Here is a 20,806-nt window from a genome sequence, read left to right as displayed (position 1 = left end):
GCCGGTCGATCAGCTCTTCGCAACGACTCTGATCGATCCAGTGCGGCCAAGAACGTCAACGACCACCTGAGAGCCGGTACGACGGAGCGCCACGTCCACCGATCCGGCACCCAGAGAAAGCCGTCTCAGGACGATTTGATCCAGGAAGCTCGGCAAGACAGGGGCGTCAAAAATGACAAACTGAGAATTCGGATCAAATTCGAGGCCGAGGCAAGCTTGCACGAAAAGCAATGGCGCAGCGGCCGCCCACGCCTGGGGATTGCATGCGACCGGATAGAATGTCGGTGCTTGGGCACTTTGGCGCGGGAAGCCGCAGAATAGTTCTGGCAAGCGACGCAGATCGAGATATGTCGAAGCGGCGAACAGACCTTCGAATATCTTTGCAGCTTGGTGTCGGAAGCCATAGCGAGCGAAGCCGGCGGCGATCAACGCGTTGTCATGTGGCCAGACAGAGCCATTATGATAGCTCATTGGATTGTAGCGGGCCTCTGTCGCAGCAATGGTTCTGATACCCCAGCCCGTAAAAAAGGCGCGCTCCGTGAGACTCTGAACCACAGACTTTGCTCGCTCGGCACGCGCGAGACCGGTGAAAAGTGCATGACCGGCATTTGACGAACGTACCCTGCAGGGGCGCTTGTCTCCGTCGAGCGCAAGCACATATGTGCCGAGCTGCTCGTCGAAAAAACAGACGTCGAAGCGATCGCGGAGGTCCGATGCCTTGGCTTCGAGCTTGTTGGCTCGCGCCGAATTGCCGAGCCGACGAGAGATGGCAGCGGCCGCGCACCATGCTCCATAGACGTATGCCTGCACCTCGGCGAGTGCGATCGATCCCTTCGCGAGCGTTCCGTCTGCGTGAAAAACAGAATCGCTGCTGTCCTTCCAACCCTGGTTTACCAAACCATCTGGCGTCAATCGCTGGTACTCAACGAAACCGTCCTTGTCGCGGTCACCGTAATCGCCGATCCAAGCGAGAGCAGCTTCGATATTGGGCATCAGACGCTGCAATGTTTCGAGATCGCTTGTCCTCTCCAGATAAGCACCTGCCAACATGATAAAGAGGGGGGTGGAGTCGACGCTGCCATAGTACCGGCGGAACGGCACCTCCCGAAGCACCGCCATTTCGCCACGCCGCAATTCGTGAAGGATCTTCCCAGGTTCCGCGTCCGACACATGATCCAGCTCGGTTGCCTGATTGGCTGCGAGATAAAGGAGTACGCCGCGTGCTATCGAGGGGTCGAGCCAAAGCATCTCCATGGCAGTGATGAGAGCGTCACGCCCGAACACGGTGCTGAACCATGGAATGCCAGCATAGGGATAGGGTCCCTCAGGTGTTTGTGTGATCAGCATGTAGAGGTCCGACACACTTCGGTGCACCGCCTCATCAAAGATTTCGTTGGAGGTCGTTATGGCGGCGGCCTTCGATGTGGAATAACGCAGCGCCCGCCGCGCATCGCGAAGTGCAATGAAAAAGGTGCGCCGAGGCGACTGGTCGCCGATTTCCCGCTGGTCACAGCCGACATCGACGAAAAGCGAACGGGTTTCGTGAGGTGCGAGTTCGATCACAAACCTCGCCTGTTCGCCGGTGAGCGTCGCCGGCACGGGATCGAAGGACAAAATGGTAGCGCGTCGCATGCCATCCAAGCCCATGTAAGCGAGCGTAACCCGGTTACCGGCCACGTCCGGTTGACAATCCTCTCCTCGCTGAGGCCGCGGCGTGCCCCGCACCTCGAAAAGATCCGCAAAATCGGATGCGAAAACCAGTTCAAGCTGGAGACGATGCGGAAATTCATCGAAATTTCGCACAGCCAGCCGCTCGAAGCATCGGGCGCCCCACAATAATCGGGACCGCCGGAGATGAATTAAGTCGTGCTTCAGCACGCGAACGCCTTCGGCATCGAAAATGTCTGGATTGGTTAAATCGCAAGTCAAGGTGGCATTGTCGTCACGCAATGTCGAACTGAGCAGCATAGGCCTGGCGCCATTGATCGTCAGACCAAGATGCGAAAGATAGCGTGTGTCGCGATAGTAAATCCCGTCTGGGCTACCAGGACCAGAGAGGACGTCGCCGTTACGGTCGAAGACGCCGAAAATGTCGTCATGCTTGAGTGTTCGGGGCCGGCGCTCCTGCAGAGAGGGGACGAAAAGCTGGGCAAGATGGGTAACGCCGGATCCCCCGGGAAAAGGTGCATGGGAGATCGCTTCAGCACTCACGGATTGCATCGCTGAGACCTCTACTTCAAGCTGACACTTGAGCGCGTCTGGCGCGAGCCATCGCAGCGCCTGATGATAGCGCGACAAGACGATTATAAATCGACACATAGTCGAATGCCATACGCTCGGCCGAGAACCGTTCTTCGAAAACAGCCCGGATCCGTCGCCGATCCAAATTGCCGGCCGACCTTATCGCCTCAATTCCCTCCTCGACTGTTGTTACGACAAACCCCGAGACCCCATGGTCAATCACCTCGGATACCGCGCCTCGATCAAACGCAATTACGGGGGTGCCGCATGCCATGGCTTCGATCATCACCAACCCAAAGGGCTCGGGCCAATTTATTGGAAAAAGCAATGCTCGGGCGTTGCCAAGGAAATCAGCCTTATGATGTTCATCTATTTCGCCGAGGAATTCCACGTTGGGATGTGTGGCGATCATGGGCGAGATTTCGTTCTCCCAAAATAGCCTGTCCTGCTTGTCGATTTTGGCCGCGATCTTCAATGTCATGCCAGCGCGCGTGGCGATCTCGATCGCTGTCTCCGGACCTTTTTCCGGAGAAATACGGCCGAGAAACGCCAGATAATCGCCCGAGGGATCCGGTGTCATCGGCAGTAGATCGCGCGGTAGCCCATTATAGACGGTCCCGAGCCAGTTGACGGGCGGCATCGGGCGACGTTGTTCTTCCGATATCGACACGAGCGGCACGTCGGGAAAGCTTTGATAGAACGGATGCAGGTCAGGAAGATCAAGACGCCCATGCAGCGTCGTGAGCGCAGGAGTTTGGATGGTATTGAGCAGTTGGAACTGCAGCAGATCAGTGTGAAAATGAATGACGTCGAACTCGTCGGCAACCCGTCGAACGCGATCGAGCATTATGATGTGATGTGGAACGGGATCGAGGACAGTCGGATCAAGTCTCAAGGCCCGGTCGCAGCATTTTATCAGCTCCGCCGAGGTGTGCGAATCTCCACTTGCGAAAAGCGTGACCTCATGACCGCGACGGACAAGCTCCTCGGCAAGGTACGACACGATCCGCTCGGTACCACCATAGAATTTTGGGGGAACGCTTTCTGTTAACGGTGCGACTTGGGCAACCCTCATCGATCCAGTCCATTTGTGTCGTTCACCCGATTCGGTGCACCCACTTCCGGCTTTTCGGGGAACCTAACACCGCAGAATCCAGATTGTTCCGGCGCTGAGCGAGCCTGTCTTGCCGGCGGACAGATGCTCGCAGATGACGATCGGTCGGGAGCACTGGCCGAGCTTCCCACGCGGATGTGCGGTTCTGACCAGGAGGATCTATCATGGAGGTTCTGGCATGTCCGTGAGTTCAACGAAGCGAGTGTGCGTGACCTTGCTTGCGGGAATTCTGATGCTCTCGCCTGCGGCTTTGCTCCGGCCACGGCAAAGGTCCCAAGTGACTTCACCGCAATCGTGCGCCAGAATTGCCGGCCGTGGTTGCCATCACGACCCGGCAGATCATTCAAGACCAGACGACGTTGAATGACTTCCTGAGCCCATTCGATGGCCCGGATCCGGCCAGCCGCAGGTGCGGGAAGCGGCAACGCCCGGCCGACGAACGCTCAACATGACCACCATGAACTCGTGGATAATATAAAAAATCGTCGTGAAGGATGCGGTCGTGACACATGAGCAGCCAGCGTGGCAAGCGCTCGTCCAGTTTCGAACGAGCATTGACCAGTGCGGTGAAGCCGGTCTGCACATAGAGCACGCGAGATAGCACAGCAAAAACGCCTTCAGCATCGCGCTCGCCGGCCGGTGCTCGCCCGTAACACGCCGAGGTTGGAGCCGCGCTCGGCCCCGAAGGTTATGTCCAACCGTTCGGGGGTTAGTTCAAGTCGACCGCGGCTTTTCCTGAAAAAGCCCACTACCTCCTAGCACTACTTTGGCAGTTTAGGTTTGAGGGCGTGTGCGGGCAGCTTCTGACAGTGAGGACATCTGCGGGGTGGCGATCGCGTGAAGAGGTCGAGAATGGCTTGTCTAACAGCTGGCATGCTCGGTTGTGGCGGTGGTCCGCCGACTCTTTTTTTTTCGTCCCGCTGCTTTGAGGCGGCGGGCTTGGAGAAAGGCGTAGGCGATCATGGTCATCAAGGCATGTCGATGTAATCCAGTCCATGATCGGCCTTCGAAGTGGTCGAGGCCGAGTTCCTCCTTCAATTGCTGATGTGCCTGCTCACAAACCCACCTGGCCTTGATCGTGGCGGCGAGCATCTTGAGGCTCGCATCGGCCGGTAGGTTCGACACATAGTATTTTTGCTCGCCAGTCGACCGGCGTTCGCCGACGAGCCAGACCTCGTCGCCTGGCATGCATTGCACGCGATTGTCGAGCATCCGGTGCTTATGACCATCCGCAACGCGGACACGGCGAGCCGCAAAGAGGCATGTCAGCCGACCTTTAGTGCCGCGCCGCCAGCTTATCTTGTGCCATCTCTCACCAGACAGCATCACCTCGGCAGAGACCGGCGGCTGGTCTGGGACATGATATTGGCGGCGCCTGCCGGTGGTCGCGACCGGGAAGATCAGATCAACATCGGCCGGATAGACGTTTTGGCGTCGCGATAGTCCTACAGCCCACAGCAGACCGCGCTCACTTAAAGCCTGACGAAAAGAGCTGCTCGACCCGTAACCCGCGTCGGCAAGCACGCAGCCGAAACGCACGCCGGAGGCGATGATACGATCGATCTCTTCGATGGCGATCTCCGGCTTTGTCAGAGCGACCTGTCGATCCTTCGGGACGCGCGCCCGCATCATCCGCTCGGGATCATTCGTCCAGGTGTCGGGCAGGAAGAGCCGAAGGCCCACCATCACCGGCACTTCGCGCGAGGCCAGGGTCACCGACACCAGTGACTGGCAATTGGACGTCTTGCCAAGCGACGAAGCGTATTGAGGCGCGACACCAACCGAATGTTGTCCCTTCTTCGGTAACGCTGTGTCGTCGATGACGAGAAAACCCGCCTCATCGCCGACCAGGCGATCTGCCTCCTTCAGCAGGGCGGCCTCGAGCGGGGCGCTGTCCCAAACCCCTGCCGCGACGAAATGATGAAGCTGATCGTAGCCGACCTCGCCAGTGCGCGCGGCCATCGGTTGTACGCTCTTACGGTCGCCCGGCCCGATCAGACCAGCAATGTACAGCGGACACATCCGGCGCCGAGCTGGATGCGAAAGACCTGCCAAAAACGGTTGAAGCCAGTGCTCGAGATCGGCTTGCCAGTCCACATCCATTGATCGGCCCTCCACAAGCCGACCTCCCATGAATCACGCAAACTCTCTCTTGGGAATTCCAAAAACGCGCCGCCGCTAAAAATCTGCCAAAGTAGTGCTAGGACGTAGTGACGATTTAACGGGTTGGGATTCCCAAGGAAGCGCAAATCAGATTCAACGCTGATTTTTGGAGGTCAGCGATGGACTGCGATGCGCTTCGAGACGATCAGTGGGAACGGATCAAGGGCTTTGTGCCTGGCGGTACGAAGGGCAAGCGCGGCCCGCGCACCGACAACCGGAAGTTCCTCGATGCCCTGCTGTGGATGGCCCGCTCGGGTGGGCGCTGGCGTGATCTACCCGAGCGGCTCGGCGACTATCGATCCGTGAAGCGGCGCTACTATCGCTGGATCGAAATGGGCGTTCTCGACGAGATGCTTATGGTTCTTGCGCGCGAAGCCGATCTGGAATGGCTGATGATCGACTCGACCATTGTGCGCGCTCATCAGCACGCCCGCCGGTGCGCGCCGGTCAAAAGGGGGGCGGATGCCCAAGGTCTGGGCCGGTCTCGCGGCGGCCTGAGCACCAAAATCCATGCGGCAGGCGATGCTCTTGGGTTACCGGTTCGCCTGATCGCAAGCCCAGGGCAGCGTAATGACATCGCCTTCGCGCATGATCTCGTCGACGGCTTCGAGACCGGCGCAGCGATCGCCGACAAGGGCTATGACGCCGACCATTTGCTTGAAAAGATCGCAGAAATAGGCGCCGACGTCGTCATCCCGCCCAAGCGCAATCGAAAGCATCAGCGTCCCTACGACGCTGATCTCTACAAGGAGCGCAACATCATCGAGCGTTTCTTCAACAAACTCAAACAGTTCCGCCGCGTCGCAACTCGATACGACAAGCTGCTCGCCAACTTCATGGGCTTTGTCAAACTTGCAGCTATCGCCATCTGGCTCAGGTAGTTAAATCGTCACTACGCCCTAGCAGGTTGATGAAAAAGTCCCAGAGATACCCGTTTTGAATCTGGTTTGCACCGTGTCTGATTCCGATACGTTCCGTGAACAAAACAGTTACGCCTACGTACCGCAATGATCGAAGCCTTGACGGGCCGCCCCTTGCCGCCCGAGTGCTTAGGAGAGGTCTCGTCGGGCCTGTCCAGGCTTGGCTGACTGAGTGGTAACCGGCCGACGCCCAAGATTAATCCTACTCCCGATTGCCAGATCCATGAAAGAAGGACTGGATTTCCTCCATGTCAACGCGGCCGTCGCAGGTGCCGAACTCCAATCGTCGCGTCATGCCGCCATTCTGCCGATCGAGTGATATTCGATGCCGTGGCGCGCCACGACCTTGGGATCGTAGAGGTTGCGGCCATCGAAGATGACCGGCGTGGTCAGTGCATCCTTCAGTGCATCGAAGGACGGTGCGCGGAAACTCTTCCATTCGGTGGCGATCAGCAGCGCATCGGCGCCGCGCAATGCCGCTTCCTTGGTGCCGCACAGCATCAGGTCGTCGCGCAGCCCGTAGATGGCCTGGCATTCCTGCATGGCCTCGGGGTCATAGGCCTGCACGGTCGCGCCGGCGTTCCAGAGCGCTTCCATCAGGACACGCGCGGGCGCCTCGCGCATGTCGTCGGTGTTGGGCTTGAAGGCCAAGCCCCACAGCGCGAAGGTCTTGCCCTCGAGGTTGCCCTTGAAATAGCGGTGCACCTTGTCGAACAGGACGGATTTCTGGTCATTGTTGCGCTCCTCGACGGCGCGCAGCAGCTTGGCGTCGAACTTGACGCCCTCGGCGGTCTTGATCAGGGCACGGACATCCTTGGGAAAGCACGAGCCGCCATAGCCGAGACCCGGATAGATGAAATGGTAGCCGATGCGCGGATCGCTGCCGATGCCTTTGCGCACCTCCTCGATGTCCGCGCCGAGCTGCTCGGCAAGGTTCGCCATCTCGTTCATGAAGCTGATCTTGGTCGCCAGCATGCAATTGGCGGCGTATTTCGTGAATTCGGCGCTGCGCACGTCCATCACGATCATCTTCTCGTGGTTGCGATTGAAGGGCGCGTAGAGTTCGCGCATCACCGCCTCGGTGTCCTCGCTGTCGGTGCCGACGATGATGCGATCCGGCTTCATGCAGTCGGCGACGGCGGAGCCCTCCTTGAGGAATTCTGGATTGGAGGCGACGTCGAAGCTCAAATCCTCGCGCCCGCGCTTCTTCAGCGTCTCGGCGATCCTGGCCTTCACCTTTTCGCAGGTGCCGACCGGCACTGTCGATTTGCCGACGACGATCTTGGCGGTATCCATCTCGCGGCCGATGGTCTCGGCGACCGCCAGGACATATTTGAGGTCGGCCGAACCGTCCTCGCCGGGCGGCGTGCCGACCGCGATCATCTGGATTTCGCCATGCCTGACGGCAGCCGCCGCATCGGTGGTGAACTTGATGCGGCCAGCGGCGTGATTCTCCCTGACGATGCTTTCAAGGCCTGGCTCGAAGATCGGGACAAAGCCCTGGTTGAGCCGCTCCACCTTGCTTGCGTCGATATCGACGCAGACAACCTGGTGGCCAACTTCGGCAAGCACCGCCGCCTGTACGAGGCCGACATAGCCAATTCCAAACACCGTCAAGTTCATTCGGATCTCTTTCTGTGCAGGACTAGGCCGCGAATAGGCCTGGTCGGTTCAGATGTCCCGGTGGCCGGACCGGCCTAGTCAGTTCGGCATGATCTTATCCGGAAGCCCGAACTCGCACCCCCGATCCACAGCGATGAAACCGACTTGCTTGGCATGCAGTATCTAACCCAAACGCAAGGGCTAGTGCCTCTCGAATACGTCTGCGGAGCAACGGTCGACGGCTTCGTGCACCATGGAATGAGAATCGCCAGATGGGTGAGAAGGCCCTTATTCATTATGGATGACCCATGAAAAAATAGCCAACTCTACGGCTTCGACATCCTTCGTTCGCAGGGCGCGGCACGAGTGATATGTCGACGCTACCCGGCGCCCTACTTAGGGCTTAGCCCGCCGGTCACGCCCGGCGGTCCAACCCACCCAAACCCGGACTGTCGGGCCGCCACACGCGCGGCTTGGGATGACGCCAAGTGCTTCTCGAACAGAATCACCTTCTCTGGATAGCCAAGCCCTCGCCTGGCCCCGCAGCTTGGCGAACTGGTGATCGCCACCGGCGCCGAACAACTCCGCACCGACGAACTGGCCGGCGCGCTGGTCTCAATAAAACGAAAGACGCCGCAAAGCGTCATCAATGACCCTATTTTTTCAGCAGCAAGAGAGCTTCGCGGACTAGCGATGGCAGATTGGCTACTGCGCTCGATGAAGGTGACGCCGCACGTGGCGCAAAACACGAACGGGCGCCGTTCCGCTATCGATCGCCGCACGACCCGGCACGGCGGCAATGGCGTCAGCCAGCGCATCCGCAAGCGGATCGAAGAGGCGTTCGGCTGGATCAAGACGGTCGCCGGGCAGGAGAAGACGAAGTTGCGCGGTCGTGACCGCGTCGGGTGGGCCTCAACCTTCGCTGCCGCGGCCTACAATCTGGTGCGGTTGCCGAAGCTTCTGGCGGTGCCGACATGACCGCTCCTGCTGGCTGCCGGTTGATAGGCCGTTTTGCTCGCAGCCTTCCTTCACCTGGAACCTGATCAGACCGTGGGTATGTGAGCAGCCTGACATAGTTGAAACTCTTGACGGAACGGGCAGCTGAGATGCCTTCGCGGACTGGAGAGCACATGAAACGCGAAGCCGAGATTCGCCATAGATCGGAAGAGGTGGATGACAATGTGTTGGGGGACGTCGTCATGGCTCTCCATCGTCGTGTCAAGATCAGCCATGACTTCGATATCCCTTACATTGCAGGCTACAGCATTGATCGACGCACGGTCTACATTGACCGTCACCTGCCACGCACGATGCCGTGGAAGGGTCAAAGAGTGAGGCTGTCCCCTTTCTTGCTGACCCATGAAATTATCGAAAAGGCGCTGCTGGATGAACTTAGGCTGCACTATCTACATGCCCATCAAATCGCGCTATGTGCCGAGCGCGATGCAGTCATGGCCGCAGGCGTCCGCTGGCAAAGATATCAGTCGTTGATGAAGCTCAACGAGAAGCCGATAGACCAAGAGAAGCTCAGGAAGGTGCCTCCCGACCTCGATCTTACACCCTATCGGGACCTGCAGGATTCGCCGTGCTTGATCGGTTGGTCAAAACCCAGAGCGCCCAGGATAAGTCGTAGTCTGCGCACGTCGCGCGGAGGGTCTGGGAAAATCGCGGCAGAGCGCCGGCACATCGGTGCGCACAACGACACCTGCGACAAAAGCCGATCTCAATCGGCTCAGGACCTATCGCTTATAAGGCAGAAAAGGGCGGCGGCTGCATGCAGATTGCCCAGAGGAAGGTGTGGGCTGTCGTTGGATAGCGAATGGCGATTCGCCTCCAATCCTCAGTTCGTGTGAAACTTTGCGGCTCGGCCCCGACGGGTGTGTCTCGCGAGCGCCCTCGCCGGCGAAAGCTTTTCTTGCCGGGGAGGTTGGTTAATGCTTTCTTGCTGCCGAACCTTGGGGACGGCGCTTATGGCGAATGCCAAATACCATGTCGCGAAGAACGCAGACCGTTGGAACGTCCGTTACGACGGCCAGGATTATCCTTATGAGTCCCACGGCTCCGCAGTTCTAGCTGCGGTCAAAGCGGCGATACGCGCTACCGAACAAGGCCACGAGGCGGAAGTTCTAGTCCAAGGCGTCGACGGTAAATGGCGTACCGAATGGCCTGACACTAAACAGGGGAGCCGCTCCCGCTCTTTTGGCCAATCCAGTAATTTGAATTTGCAGTCCGGAGCAGCGAGCATATTGCGGCCAATAAAAACCGCCTCATCTGGCGGGTTGCCGGCGCAAGTTGCCACCGGGCAATCAACAGCATAGTGCAACTGTGCCGTGATGCTGGCTGCGATCCATTACCAAGCGCTCCAGCTCCTACGCAGCCAACCACGAGGCAGCGGTGCTCATGCGCGGCATAGGTCCGCCAGGCAATAGAATGTCGGCTTGCGCTCGCGCGGTTTTCCGCAGGTGGCAAACGAAACTGCACGGCCGATCTGTTGGAATGGCGCCCCATCCGGCAACCCAGCAGTATTTCTGGTTTAGCTGACGGCGATCCCGCTCCCAAAATCGCCGCCGCCAATCAGACCCGGCGGTTCAGCATCATCCCAACCACCTATCAAGGTCGGTCCAATCAGGTTGCGGCTCTCCAACGCTGCTTCGCCTCAACAGAAGAGCCGAGCAGTCGATCTCATCGCACATCGAGGCTTGATCGTCCCGAACGAGCCATTCCGAGCATGTCCGCAATTGTCTGAGGATAGCCGTCTTGGCGCTTCGCTCGGTTTCCATCGTTGCTAACGCTGAACGCCACCCTTTAGGCGACTTGGGCTCTCTTGCGACGCCTATGCATTTAGCAATCTCGCGCGTCCGAACAATGCCGAAGTGGTCCATTCACTCGATCCTTCACCGGCCAATTCCCCTCCCAACTGTTGTGACAAGCTTTTCACGGGCGACGAGATAAGTCGTCCGCCATTTTGATGATGTGCCATCGTCAGTTTGATGCGTAGCGTCCTGAACTTTCTCGAGGCCACGGACGCATGGTCCTCATCGGAGAGCGTGCCAGCGCCCCAGAGCCCTCGGCTCACCAAGCGACCACAATCCGCTAACGCGAAATTTCTGCAAGTCCGCGATTGCGGAAGCTTTCAAGGTAGCCGGAACGGTGTCAGAGACCGAAGTTCGGGAGCCGGCCCCGCTTACTCCGTGCATAGCCTGCCCGCTGGCTCCGGCCGGTGGGCATTTTAGTGTTCGGTCGGGAACAGCCCCGTTAGGCGCAAGTGCCGGCGAACAGCGGGTCCGGTGCTTTTCGCGCTGCTGGCCGGCTCGCGCCCTCCTGTGGGAGCGCGGGCCTAAGCGGCCCGGTGCTGGAACATATGTCAGAGACAAAGGTTCGGGAGCAGCCGCCTACTCCGGGCGGCCTCCACTCTGTGAACTGCCCGCCTGGCTCCGGCCTGCGGGCTTTTTTGTGCGCTATATGGGAACTTGGCATGTCTTGGCAGGTTCGAAAGCGGCAGCTCCCCTGCTGCCGGTCAGGTCCCCCAAGACCTGACCGGCCCGCTTCGTCGCCAGTGAAGCGGGCCCACTGCAACTGTCCGGCAGGGTAGGCGTGCTTGAGCAGGCCGAGACGCCTCCTCTGTTTGAATGATGCCGCGCCAGCAACGACAATGCTAGCTTCGTGTAAGCTGGCGATGTCCCCCCTTACCCCCCCCGCCAGTCAGGCTCGGCGATGAGCCCCCCTCAACCGCCGGGCCTACTGCTACGTCGTACATGCCGACATGCCGAGTAGCTCGTACGTGTCAAAAGCCCCGGTGCTGACCAAAGCACCGGGGCTTTTCCTTTGTGGACCCCGATGGCTGGCGTTCTTTTGGGACGATGGTGAGCTTTGGCGCGTGGGCTTCCGAAAGATCTTGGCGGCTTCATCTGTCGTGATACCGCACTTGCGAGCATAGTAGGCGGCTTCCGTTTTCAAGCTCGCCTCTCCATCGGGATTTCAGTCACCTACTTTGCTTTGTGCTTGGCCTTCTTCCCCATAGGATGAATCATACCACAAAAATGATGCGCCCCGAATAAAGCGGCGTGGCGATTGTTCCGTCCGTTACTTTCTAATGACCCAATCCAGCAAGACTGCGTCAACGCACTCGCACCCGGTGAGCTCGAAGATGAGGCTCCTAGCCAGGTTGCGCCATTCACACTCGGGCACGTCAGTTTCCGAGACCAAATTTCGAAATACAGACCGGACAATGTCTGCATGGAACGCGGACACTCGGTGCTTCTCAGCCTCCCTGGGCGCCTCGTCCGCCTTGCGCTGGCGTAACCGCTTTAGAAGGTCGCGTGATGCTGCGATTGCACGGCGGGATTGGTCTAGATCGCGACGAATTGAGGCGATGTCACTTAAAGAGCGACGCTGCGAGACGAAGCTGGCGTCTATCATCGCACGCGCGACGTCTGTACGGCTTTCGATCATAGCTACCTCCCAATAGCTACAATTTTAACCAGTCGAATCTAATGCGGTGCTCAGAAGGATTCAAATGTCGGTTTGATACCGAGAAAGGCAGCCTTTCGCCAAGCAGACCGCCGGCCGCGGACTGGGACGCGATATGCCGCGCCTATCTCGGGAGCTGATCGAAAAAGATCGGCCGGCGCTCAGTAGGCGGGGGGACCTTGGGGTTTTGATGAGCGCCGGCCGCTGGCGTCCGATAGGACCGCCGCGAGGCAATGTAGCGCCCGACGAATGGGCGTCAAGCGAGCATTGCATTCCGGACGCGCCGGGTCTGAAGCCTCACGCGCCAGCCTTAATCTTCTTCAGCTGCTCTCTGGCTTCAGCGACGCGCGTTTGCGCGTCTCGTACGGTGTCGCAGAGGGCCTCGGGGACGCTGATTCAACCTGCGTGGCCCGGATGGTCCTGATATTGAACTGAGTCCGCACGGTAGCGTCCTTTCGGCTGCACCGCTTGCATTTGACGTTGATGGTTTCCACCGGTTTGTTCCATCCCACCACCTTTGCCACATCGTTAGCCCGGAAGCGGCCCACATGATAACAGTGGCCGCACTCCACGATGAGCAGCAGGTTTGCTTTGCGGCTCGCCCAACGCTGTCCATAGGAGGTCACTTCCGGGTGGAGTAATCCTCGGGCAGCGGCAATAGGCCCAGCCCTGCCGCCCTGAAGTCGGGTTCCTGCTCAGCTATCACGGTAAGCACCTCATGCAGTTTATCGGTGAGGCCATTCAATTGCCAGAACAGTGAACCGCTCGCTTTCAGATGAAGTTGCGCTGCAAGCACTGTCTCGCGGAGGCGAAGCCCATCCCGAATGATCGCCTCGGCATTGCTCTTAAACAGTCTGTCATACCGGCTCGTTCGTCTGCCCATAGCGGCTCTCCTCTCAGTAGCGAGCGACCGCCCCACCGCCCTCCAAATAGGAACGCATTCCTTGCGGAGTCAATTCGGCCTTGACAATTTTGTTCCGTTTTTGTTCACTGTTCTCGGAGGCAAACGACATGGACCATATTGTCAGACTCGACAGCCGGCAGGAGGCCGCCCTCCATGCCATCGCCGACAAGTTTGTTGCCACACACGAGGGCGACGTCATTGCGGGTCGCGTGAGGCCAACCCATCGCTTGGGGAATACGGGGAGCCCACGACGCTCTTTGTGGGTGGCGACGTGCCGGACATGGAGTAGCCGGGCATCCGGGGGTAGACCATGATAGGTGCCTCTAGCTGCCTCTTAGTCTCCTCCGCTCCGCCGGCTTGTCCCTTGAGGACAGCCGGGATGCCTTGTCCGTCTGTGACGACCAGGCGCGGGGTGTCTCATCGGGGCCACTATGGCAGTTAGCCAGGATCGGAGTCACTTTCCGTCGCGGGTGGTCAAAATCGGAGTCATGACCTTAATGTGCTCGTCGATGCGTTCCAGGATCGTTGCAGGGACTATCTCGCGCTCCGGCAAACGCCACCAATGCTGGTTGACCAGTGCGACTGTCTCAACAACCGCTTCAAGCACGGCGGCCTCGGGCAGCCTGGCGCGGTTTGCGAACGCTTTCCACCGCGACGCCGTAAGCGCCTTGAACGACCGCTGCCGACCGAGGGAGAGCGCCATGGCGTCGGTTGGGATGTAGGGAACGGTCGATAGCACATCGTAGATCGGGGCAAGAGCCGGTCTATCGCCACCTCCAGGATAGATCAGCGACCAATTCTTCAGATGCATGTCACCATTGCCGGTCAAAGCTGCCAAAGTTAAGCGACGGACGAATTCGAGAGCCGCACTAGGGGACACAGCCTCGTTCAAGACAGCCGCGATTTGGTGAAAGGCAGCGTCGTCATATTTGCGCGAGGGAGGGACGCCGAAGACTTGAGCGAAATCCTCAATGTGGATCCTTTGGCCGTTCGCGCCTCGATCAAAGCGTCTGACCAGAAGAAGCGGTCCCCCGGATTGGGGGTTGAGTTCCTCGGGAACGTTCTGCAGGTCGGACCTCTCGACCAACTCGCGGTCAGGCACATCCATGCCGATAGCTGCGGCAAGGGCCAGATTGGCAAACTCATTCTCCGAAACCCCCGGAAACGTCTCGGGTGGAAATTTTGCGATGTACTGACCCAGTTCGCCGTCCTTCGGCAGGGTAAAGGCGCCTCCTTCTCCCCCCTTTTTGGCAACGGACAGCTTCATTTGCATTCCGGCCAGAGAGAAATGAGCTTTGGGCTTTTCGTTCACGACAGGACCATCACTGGGCAAGGCTTGCACTGCCCCGGAAACATCGGCACCAAGCACCGCCAAGAGATCGAAGTCATTGCGTCGCCTTACGCTGCCCTGGTGATGCTTCTCCATTGCTTCGCGCAGCTTACCCTCGGGCAGGAGATTGGCGAAGAACGCGGGTAGGATGCCCGCAAGCGGCTTCGGGTCTTTCCCGAGTTCGCCATTTGCTGACCTAAACGAGAGGCTGAGAATTGGAAAACCGCCCGCTTCCCGATATTGCTGCGTAAAGTTGAAGGCATAGACGGGGCTGCGCACAATCGTGCCGATCTTCCGCTTGCCAAGAAGAACATCTAGCGACTGTATCGTCCGAGGTGAATCAATGTTCACAGGCGTTGCTACCCTCGCGGGCTATCTGGTTCGTTCGCTGCGCGGCCTGGACGGTTCGTATCGCAATCCCTCTCGAAGGCGCGGGCTAGCCCTCTTTCGCGCGGCAGAACATGCCTCTGCCTTAGTAGTTGGAAAGCCTGCCAGCCCATAGGCTCTAGTCATCGTGCCAAATCTCCGCATGAAGACGAAAGCCCGTGGTAGGTCTGGGTCGGCATTGATGAGCGCAATGGTAACATGGCCGAACGCAGTGTGTAGCCGCCGGATGCCATCAAGGAGCTCCTCATCCGAAAATCTGCGACGCGGCCCAGGTCGCCAGCGGCACTCGTAGCCCACGATGGCGTAGGCAGCCCGTAGGCCTCCAAAACGCTCTCCATAAGATCGTGCGCAAGGCGTGTAGGTGCAGACGTCAATGATGTCCGAAGAGAGCTTCTTTTTTTCTCGCAAAAGCCGACGAAGGCCTTTGACCATGTCAGACTTCGCATAGCCGTACCCGCGCTTGTACCCCATCTCCCGTTGGGCCTTTGCGAACTGTCTTGAGTCCACAATCGGCTCCATGACCCGTGTTCTGACCCATAGGTTCGGAGGATTTGGTCGAGACGGCCCTCTCAATCGCCCTGTGGTTCGGTTGAAGACATAATATCCGATCATCAACTCGCTTTTCAGAACGGTTCTGACCCGCCCCAATGTCCACCGCCAACCGTCTGTTGAAGGCACACCTTCCTCGTTTAGCTTTTTCGCAATGCTGCTCATGCTTCGTCTTTGGTCAACGAACATCCGGAAAATGCGTCGGACGATCCCGATCTCCTCGCCTGGGCCCGGCACAAAGACAACACGATCGGTGTCTAGCCCCTTTTGTTCGCCCGGTCCGAGGAGAAATCGAGGTTCCCGATCTTTGCTAACGAGCATTCGTCTTGTTCCATAAGGCATTTGGCCGCCTTGCTTAAATCCAAGGCTGGCCTGCTGCTTCTGCGCCCTTGAGACTTTGGCCGAGAGCTCACGGCTGAACTCGCCCGCCATCACCCGCTTTAGATTCTTCACGATTGACGAAACCATACTGCCGTCGTTCTCGAACGGCTCGCCGCAGTATTCCACCGCAACCCCTGCATCTCGACACAGGAACTCATAATGTGCGGATTGATCAGCATCCTGAAAGCGGCCCCACCGGCTAACGTCCAGAACCAAAACTGCCGAATAACTGCGCCTGCCAGTCACCACGTCGCCCAACAACTGCTTGAGTCCCTCTCTCCCTTTCAAGCTCAAGCCGCTCTTACCGGCATCGGAATAGGTCTGGACAATAGCGAAGCCCCGTGTCTCGGCATACTCCGCAATGGCAGGGATCTGGTTTTCAAGAGAATAGCGCTGGTGCTCTGTTGACATGCGAATGTACTGCGCCGCTGGAACGCGAAGCTCAGTCGTCACATTAGTCACTATAGTGCCTCCCCATGCGACACACATTCGCCGTTTGAGGAGGGATATTATATTGCCTGATCATTCAATCCAATAAAACTTAAATATGTTTTTGGTGTCTACCGATAGCTCGATGATGCAGGCCGCTGGTTGCCTTTCCAAGGACGGCTATTCCAGCTTTCAGCGGCGGCGTCCTGATCAATGCATATCGGCCCTGACGCTCCGCATTCATCGCAGACAATGACTACACGCATGTCTCGCCTGATATGGGGCCTAACACTACTTTGGCAGATCTTTAGCAGAGAGGGTTCTGCGGCAGTGGGGACAACGGATTGGGGGCGGCTGCGCGAGCGCGGTGAGGATGGCTTGCCTGACGGCGGGTAGGCTCGGTTGGGGCGGCGGGCCAAGGATTCTTTTTTCCCCCTCCCGCTTGTTTAAGACGGCGAGATTGCAGGAAAGCGTAGGCGATCATAGTCATCAGCGCGTGCCGGTGCAGGCCCGTCCATGAGCGCCCCTCGAAGTGGTCGAGGCCAAGTTCCTCCTTGAGCTGCTGATGCGCCTGTTCGCAGACCCAGCGCGCCTTGATGGCGCCTGCGATCTGCTTGAGCGGGGTGTCGGCGGGCAAGTTGGAGAGGTAGTATTTGCGCTCGCCGGTCGAGCGGTGCTCGCCGATCACCCAGACCTCCTCGCCGGGCAGATGCTGAGCGCCCATGTCGCGGATGCGCTGGGGTGGGCCATCTGCAACCCGGACACGGACAGCGGCGAAGCGCGCCGAGAGGCGGCCTTTGGTGCCACGCCGCCAACTGACCGCACGCCATGGGGCTGTCTCCAGCATCGCCTGCGCGGTCATCGACTTCACATCGGGGATATGCCGCTGGCGCGGACGGCCGCGTCCGGCAAGGGGAAAGATCATTGCCACGTCGGCGGGATAGACCTTCTGCTTGAACGGGATACCGACGGCCCAGGTAAGGCCGCGCTCGGTGAGCGCCTGCCGGAAGGGGGCGCTCAAGCCATATCCGGCATCGGCGAGCACGCAGCCAAAGCGTAGGCCGGCTGCGCGAGCCCGGTCGATCTCGGCCAGCGCGATTTCGGGCTTGGTCCTGTAGGCACGATGGTCCGCGGGCACACCGGCACGGTCGAGCCGGGCGGGATCGGAAGTCCAGCTCTCGGGCAGAAACAGCCGCAGCCCCACCATGACCGGCACTTCGCCAGAGGCCAGCGTCAGCGACACCAGCGTCTGGCAGTTGGCGTTCTTGCCAAGCGCCGAGGCATATTGCGGCGCGACGCCGACCGAGTGGCGCCCCTTCTTGGGGAGCGCGGTGTCGTCCACGATCAGCCACGCATCGTTCCCGCCAACTTGTCTGTCGGCCTCCGCAAGTAGCACCTTCTCCAGCGGCGCAGCATCCCACACGCCGCTCGCGATGAAGTGGTGCAGCTGGTCATAATTGACGCCTGCGTCGCGCGCCGCCATCGGTTGGATGCTCTTGCGATCCCCAAGGCCAATCAGCCCAGCAATATAGGCCGGACACATCCGCGCACGCGTCTTGTGCCTCAACGCCGAGACGAACGGCTCAAGCCACTGCTCCAGATCGACTTGCCAATCCCTGTTCATGGCCGGCCCTCCAACAGCCGACCTCTCATGAATCACGCAAAACCGCTCTTGGGAATCCTCAAAACGCTCCCAGAACTAAAAATCCGCCAAAGTAGTGCTAACTTCTGTGCTGGTGCAGAATGGGCAGGCATCAGGGGTCAATCATTCCTCCGGCTTTAAAGCGGTGTAAGGGCATCAGGTGCTTCAACTTGTGGGATTGGTGTCCGGCTTTACTTGCTGCGCTAGAGGCTATCGCTAGCAGCGGCGCCAGGGAAGGCCCCAGCAGCAGTCAAGAATGCCCGGTAGCCGTGATGCCCCGTATGGCGCGAATAAGGGGCTGGTGACCTAATAGAGCTTTCCGCCCGGACCCAAGTCGTATCGAGGGTCATCGCCCCCGTTCAGTTCGGCTGCACTCGCTACACATATCGTGGAGTGGAGGCAGGCGCTAAGGACGGTACGTCTGAGGGCCTCCAGACCGGAGGTCGCTTCGTTGTACTGGTGGGAAAACCATCCCAGGCTCATACCGGAGGCGAAGATAAGGGGATAGCCGTAACGCCTTGCGGCAAGCTCTCTAGAACGGGATGATTGCGCCAGCGTTAATAGCGCGCAAACAATGGACTCGCTTCTGCCGGCGAAGCCAACCGTAGCTGTTCCAAGATTCGTTGAAAGCCGTTGGAGAGTGTCAGGTTATCGCCAAGCTCGTCCATAACCGGACGGGCTGGAAACGGCCCCAAAGTGGTTGTCGGATAGTTCTACAATTCGCGATCGATTGGCGGCCTACTGCTGGGGAACTTCAGCTGGCGGTGGGTATCTCCGCAAGTATAACACCGGTTATGCCATAAGCGCGCCGCGTCTGCTCAATAGCCTCAGGCGTGACGTCAATCAGCAGCGCTATAATGTCGCCGTCCGGATGCTCGAGAACGTCGCCGAGTTCGGCGAGCGTCCATCCAAGCGCGCGCAGGCGTTTTGGCCAGAATGTTTCGCATACCACGCTGATCTGTCGAATCCCCAGCCTTTGAGCCGTCTCGAGCAGACCACAGAGAACGAAGCCGGCGATCGGCGACGAGGCGCCGTGCGTGCGAAGCGATGGATCGACGAAGAAACGCGTCCATTCGAAAATATCAGCCGCTCTCGGCGGCGTGCCGCCGGCGAGAACCGGGAAGACCTCGCTCATCAGATGCGGCTCCAGCGTCGGCACGAGACGGGAGCCGCCGACGATCTTGCCGTTGGTGTCAAGCGCCAGGACATAAAGCGCATGCTCGTTGTCGAAGGCGTCGATCTCGATGTTGATGGGCCGGGCGACGGCGCGCCACCGCCTCTGCTTGACGTAAATGTCGTACCTTATGCGAAAGTAGCGTTCCAGAACTTTCCTGTAGTGCTTCCTGTTATCCCAGGTGACCAAATGCATACGAACCATGACGCCTCCAGGCGCAGGGTCGTAGGAAAACGGACTTGCGGTACGTATGACGGTATTCAGGTATTGCTAAATCTGGATTTCCTGCCGTCGCAGCGCCTTGACGATGGCATGGGACACGTTTATCGCGTCGAGCTTTCCTCGAATGTTGCGCTGATGGCTTTCGACCGTGTTCCTGGTGACGCCCAGGATACAAGCGATGTCGTCGGTGGACTTGCCTTGTGCGCTCCACTCCAGAAGTTCGCGCTCACGCGCCGTCAAAGGCATGGGCTCATCGCCATCGCCCGGCGTTCCCAGCGCCGAGAGGCTCCGAAAAGTGTGCACGCAAAGCGTCTCGATAACGGGCATTTCGCGTGGCGCAACTTCCATCCCGTCGCTCGCCGCGGTGACGACACTGGGACCCGAAAGAGGCACGTGTATGGGGACACAGATACCTTCTCTCATCCCGAATTCAGCTGCCTCGTCCATCACCAGCTTCGCGCGTGTCGACAGCTTTGCGGCGGGAAGCTCGCGCCACAGGAAGGGCTCTGGCGAGTGCCGGCACTGCGCAACGCAAGGATCGTGCAAAAAGTGATCCTCGGACACGTAGCGACGATACCAGTCGAGAGGCCAGCCATCGCCCAGGATTTCCCGCTGCCAGTCTGTATCGTGCGGCACGGGCAGGCCGGTGATCAGAAAACTGCGCAATCCGTAGCGTGCCAGGGCTGAGCGGAACTCTTGAAGGATTGCATCAGCCGAGAGCGCAGTGTCGATCTTCGAGATCGCCGCAAAGAGGTCAACAACAATTTCGTTCTCCATGGCAGCCTCGACTACACTCAGGCCCTACCCGCAGAACAACCTATGCGTGTTCAGATACAATCTTCAATAGGACACGCATCGAATGTACACTAAAGGAGTCAATCACCTGTCACGAAGGTGAGATAAGTGAAAATTCGATCATTACTACATTGATGCCGGCTGGCTTCAGCCGGCCGTCTTTGAAGCGGCAGGTTTCGTCACCCGAATAGCTCGCTTATTGGCCGGGCTTGCCGAAACCAACTCTTGCGGGTCGACATTCAATGCCTTGGCCAAAATTTCGACTGTATCCAGGGTGGCGTTGCGCCTCCCGGCTTCGACGCTGCTGATATAGGCTCGCGTGCGGCCCGAAACGAAAGACAACTGCTCCTGAGAGAGTTTTCTCTCTCTCCGAAGCCGCTGCACGTTCAGGCCAAAAACCCCACGAAGTTTCATCAAACAACGGATGCTACGACGCGCACTATGGTGCGACACACTATAGTGCACATTCCGCATTGACAGCGG

At 58.9% G+C, this 20,806-nt stretch carries 12 protein-coding genes and 3 pseudogenes; 4 read left to right on the top strand and 11 right to left on the bottom strand.

Features of this window, described 5'->3' with window-relative positions; translation table 11 throughout:
• Nucleotides 1-9 precede the first annotated feature (9 nt).
• The 3 genes and pseudogenes from FJ970_RS16375 to FJ970_RS16365 all read right to left on the bottom strand — a co-directional run bounded on the left by FJ970_RS16375 (nt 10) and on the right by FJ970_RS16365 (nt 5,495).
• The gene (locus tag FJ970_RS16375) at nt 10-2,220 is read right to left on the bottom strand and encodes an amylo-alpha-1,6-glucosidase (protein WP_140764193.1); all 2,211 of its coding nucleotides are present in this window, start codon (nt 2,218-2,220) and stop codon (nt 10-12) included.
• Nucleotides 2,221-2,236: 16 nt separating this feature from the next.
• Nucleotides 2,237-3,316, bottom strand: a complete 1,080-nt coding sequence (locus tag FJ970_RS16370) for a glycosyltransferase family 4 protein (protein ID WP_140764190.1) — start codon at nt 3,314-3,316, stop codon at nt 2,237-2,239.
• Nucleotides 3,317-4,216: 900 nt separating this feature from the next.
• A pseudogene (locus FJ970_RS16365) lies at nt 4,217-5,495 on the bottom strand (IS701 family transposase).
• Nucleotides 5,496-5,637: 142 nt separating this feature from the next.
• Here FJ970_RS16365 and FJ970_RS16360 point away from each other — a divergent pair.
• Complete coding sequence (locus tag FJ970_RS16360; protein ID WP_227791806.1) at nt 5,638-6,399, top strand: IS5 family transposase; 762 nt, start codon at nt 5,638-5,640, stop codon at nt 6,397-6,399.
• A gap of 330 nt (nt 6,400-6,729) precedes the next feature.
• Here the strand turns inward: FJ970_RS16360 and FJ970_RS16355 are convergent, their stop codons facing one another.
• A complete protein-coding gene (locus FJ970_RS16355) occupies nt 6,730-8,061 on the bottom strand; it encodes a UDP-glucose dehydrogenase family protein (RefSeq protein WP_140813099.1) in 1,332 nt (443 codons plus the stop codon).
• Between the two features lie 510 nt (nt 8,062-8,571).
• Here FJ970_RS16355 and traD point away from each other — a divergent pair.
• The 3 genes and pseudogenes from traD to FJ970_RS16340 form a co-directional block, all read left to right on the top strand.
• Nucleotides 8,572-8,656: pseudogene (traD, locus tag FJ970_RS16350) on the top strand (conjugal transfer protein TraD); the annotation flags it as partial.
• Between the two features lie 92 nt (nt 8,657-8,748).
• Nucleotides 8,749-9,018: pseudogene (locus FJ970_RS16345) on the top strand (transposase); the annotation flags it as partial.
• A gap of 152 nt (nt 9,019-9,170) precedes the next feature.
• Nucleotides 9,171-9,893, top strand: coding sequence for a hypothetical protein (locus FJ970_RS16340; protein ID WP_227791805.1), 723 nt, complete (start codon nt 9,171-9,173; stop codon nt 9,891-9,893).
• Between the two features lie 3,239 nt (nt 9,894-13,132).
• On the opposite strand, the gene FJ970_RS16335 is transcribed toward FJ970_RS16340, so the two are convergent.
• The 7 genes from FJ970_RS16335 to FJ970_RS16305 all read right to left on the bottom strand — a co-directional run bounded on the left by FJ970_RS16335 (nt 13,133) and on the right by FJ970_RS16305 (nt 20,737).
• The gene (locus FJ970_RS16335; RefSeq protein ID WP_140813100.1) at nt 13,133-13,393 is read right to left on the bottom strand and encodes a hypothetical protein; all 261 of its coding nucleotides are present in this window, start codon (nt 13,391-13,393) and stop codon (nt 13,133-13,135) included.
• A gap of 475 nt (nt 13,394-13,868) precedes the next feature.
• On the bottom strand, nt 13,869-15,095 hold the full coding sequence (locus FJ970_RS16330) for a type II toxin-antitoxin system HipA family toxin (protein ID WP_227791804.1): 1,227 nt from the start codon (nt 15,093-15,095) through the stop codon (nt 13,869-13,871).
• A gap of 21 nt (nt 15,096-15,116) precedes the next feature.
• Complete coding sequence (locus tag FJ970_RS16325; protein ID WP_181178860.1) at nt 15,117-16,523, bottom strand: recombinase family protein; 1,407 nt, start codon at nt 16,521-16,523, stop codon at nt 15,117-15,119.
• Between the two features lie 274 nt (nt 16,524-16,797).
• A complete protein-coding gene (locus FJ970_RS16320) occupies nt 16,798-18,114 on the bottom strand; it encodes an IS701 family transposase (protein WP_140765960.1) in 1,317 nt (438 codons plus the stop codon).
• A gap of 772 nt (nt 18,115-18,886) precedes the next feature.
• Nucleotides 18,887-19,510: an acyl-homoserine-lactone synthase gene (locus FJ970_RS16315; protein ID WP_140765684.1), complete on the bottom strand. Its 624-nt coding sequence runs from the start codon at nt 19,508-19,510 to the stop codon at nt 18,887-18,889.
• A 66-nt stretch (nt 19,511-19,576) separates the two neighbouring features.
• The gene (locus FJ970_RS16310) at nt 19,577-20,305 is read right to left on the bottom strand and encodes a LuxR family transcriptional regulator (protein WP_140765682.1); all 729 of its coding nucleotides are present in this window, start codon (nt 20,303-20,305) and stop codon (nt 19,577-19,579) included.
• 165 nt (nt 20,306-20,470) lie between these two features.
• Nucleotides 20,471-20,737: a helix-turn-helix domain-containing protein gene (locus FJ970_RS16305; protein WP_140765680.1), complete on the bottom strand. Its 267-nt coding sequence runs from the start codon at nt 20,735-20,737 to the stop codon at nt 20,471-20,473.
• Between the last annotated feature and the right edge of the window lie 69 nt (nt 20,738-20,806).

It is taken from the genome of Mesorhizobium sp. B2-1-8 (assembly GCF_006442545.2).
Classification (GTDB): Bacteria; Pseudomonadota; Alphaproteobacteria; order Rhizobiales; family Rhizobiaceae; genus Mesorhizobium.
The sequence above is the reverse complement of the archived record's forward strand: the minus strand, read 5'-3'. Positions and strand labels throughout refer to the sequence as shown.

Excerpts from the sequence above, each read along its gene's own strand:
- FJ970_RS16375 (WP_140764193.1), bottom strand. The coding sequence starts at position 2,220 with ATGCAATCCGTGAGTGCTGAAGCGATCTCCCATGCACCTTTTCCCGGG.
- FJ970_RS16370 (WP_140764190.1), bottom strand. The coding sequence starts at position 3,316 with ATGAGGGTTGCCCAAGTCGCACCGTTAACAGAAAGCGTTCCCCCAAAA.
- FJ970_RS16360 (WP_227791806.1), top strand. The coding sequence starts at position 5,638 with ATGGACTGCGATGCGCTTCGAGACGATCAGTGGGAACGGATCAAGGGC.
- FJ970_RS16355 (WP_140813099.1), bottom strand. The coding sequence starts at position 8,061 with ATGAACTTGACGGTGTTTGGAATTGGCTATGTCGGCCTCGTACAGGCG.
- FJ970_RS16340 (WP_227791805.1), top strand. The coding sequence starts at position 9,171 with ATGAAACGCGAAGCCGAGATTCGCCATAGATCGGAAGAGGTGGATGAC.
- FJ970_RS16335 (WP_140813100.1), bottom strand. The coding sequence starts at position 13,393 with ATGGGCAGACGAACGAGCCGGTATGACAGACTGTTTAAGAGCAATGCC.
- FJ970_RS16320 (WP_140765960.1), bottom strand. The coding sequence starts at position 18,114 with ATGAACAGGGATTGGCAAGTCGATCTGGAGCAGTGGCTTGAGCCGTTC.
- FJ970_RS16315 (WP_140765684.1), bottom strand. The coding sequence starts at position 19,510 with ATGGTTCGTATGCATTTGGTCACCTGGGATAACAGGAAGCACTACAGG.
- FJ970_RS16310 (WP_140765682.1), bottom strand. The coding sequence starts at position 20,305 with ATGGAGAACGAAATTGTTGTTGACCTCTTTGCGGCGATCTCGAAGATC.
- FJ970_RS16305 (WP_140765680.1), bottom strand. The coding sequence starts at position 20,737 with ATGAAACTTCGTGGGGTTTTTGGCCTGAACGTGCAGCGGCTTCGGAGA.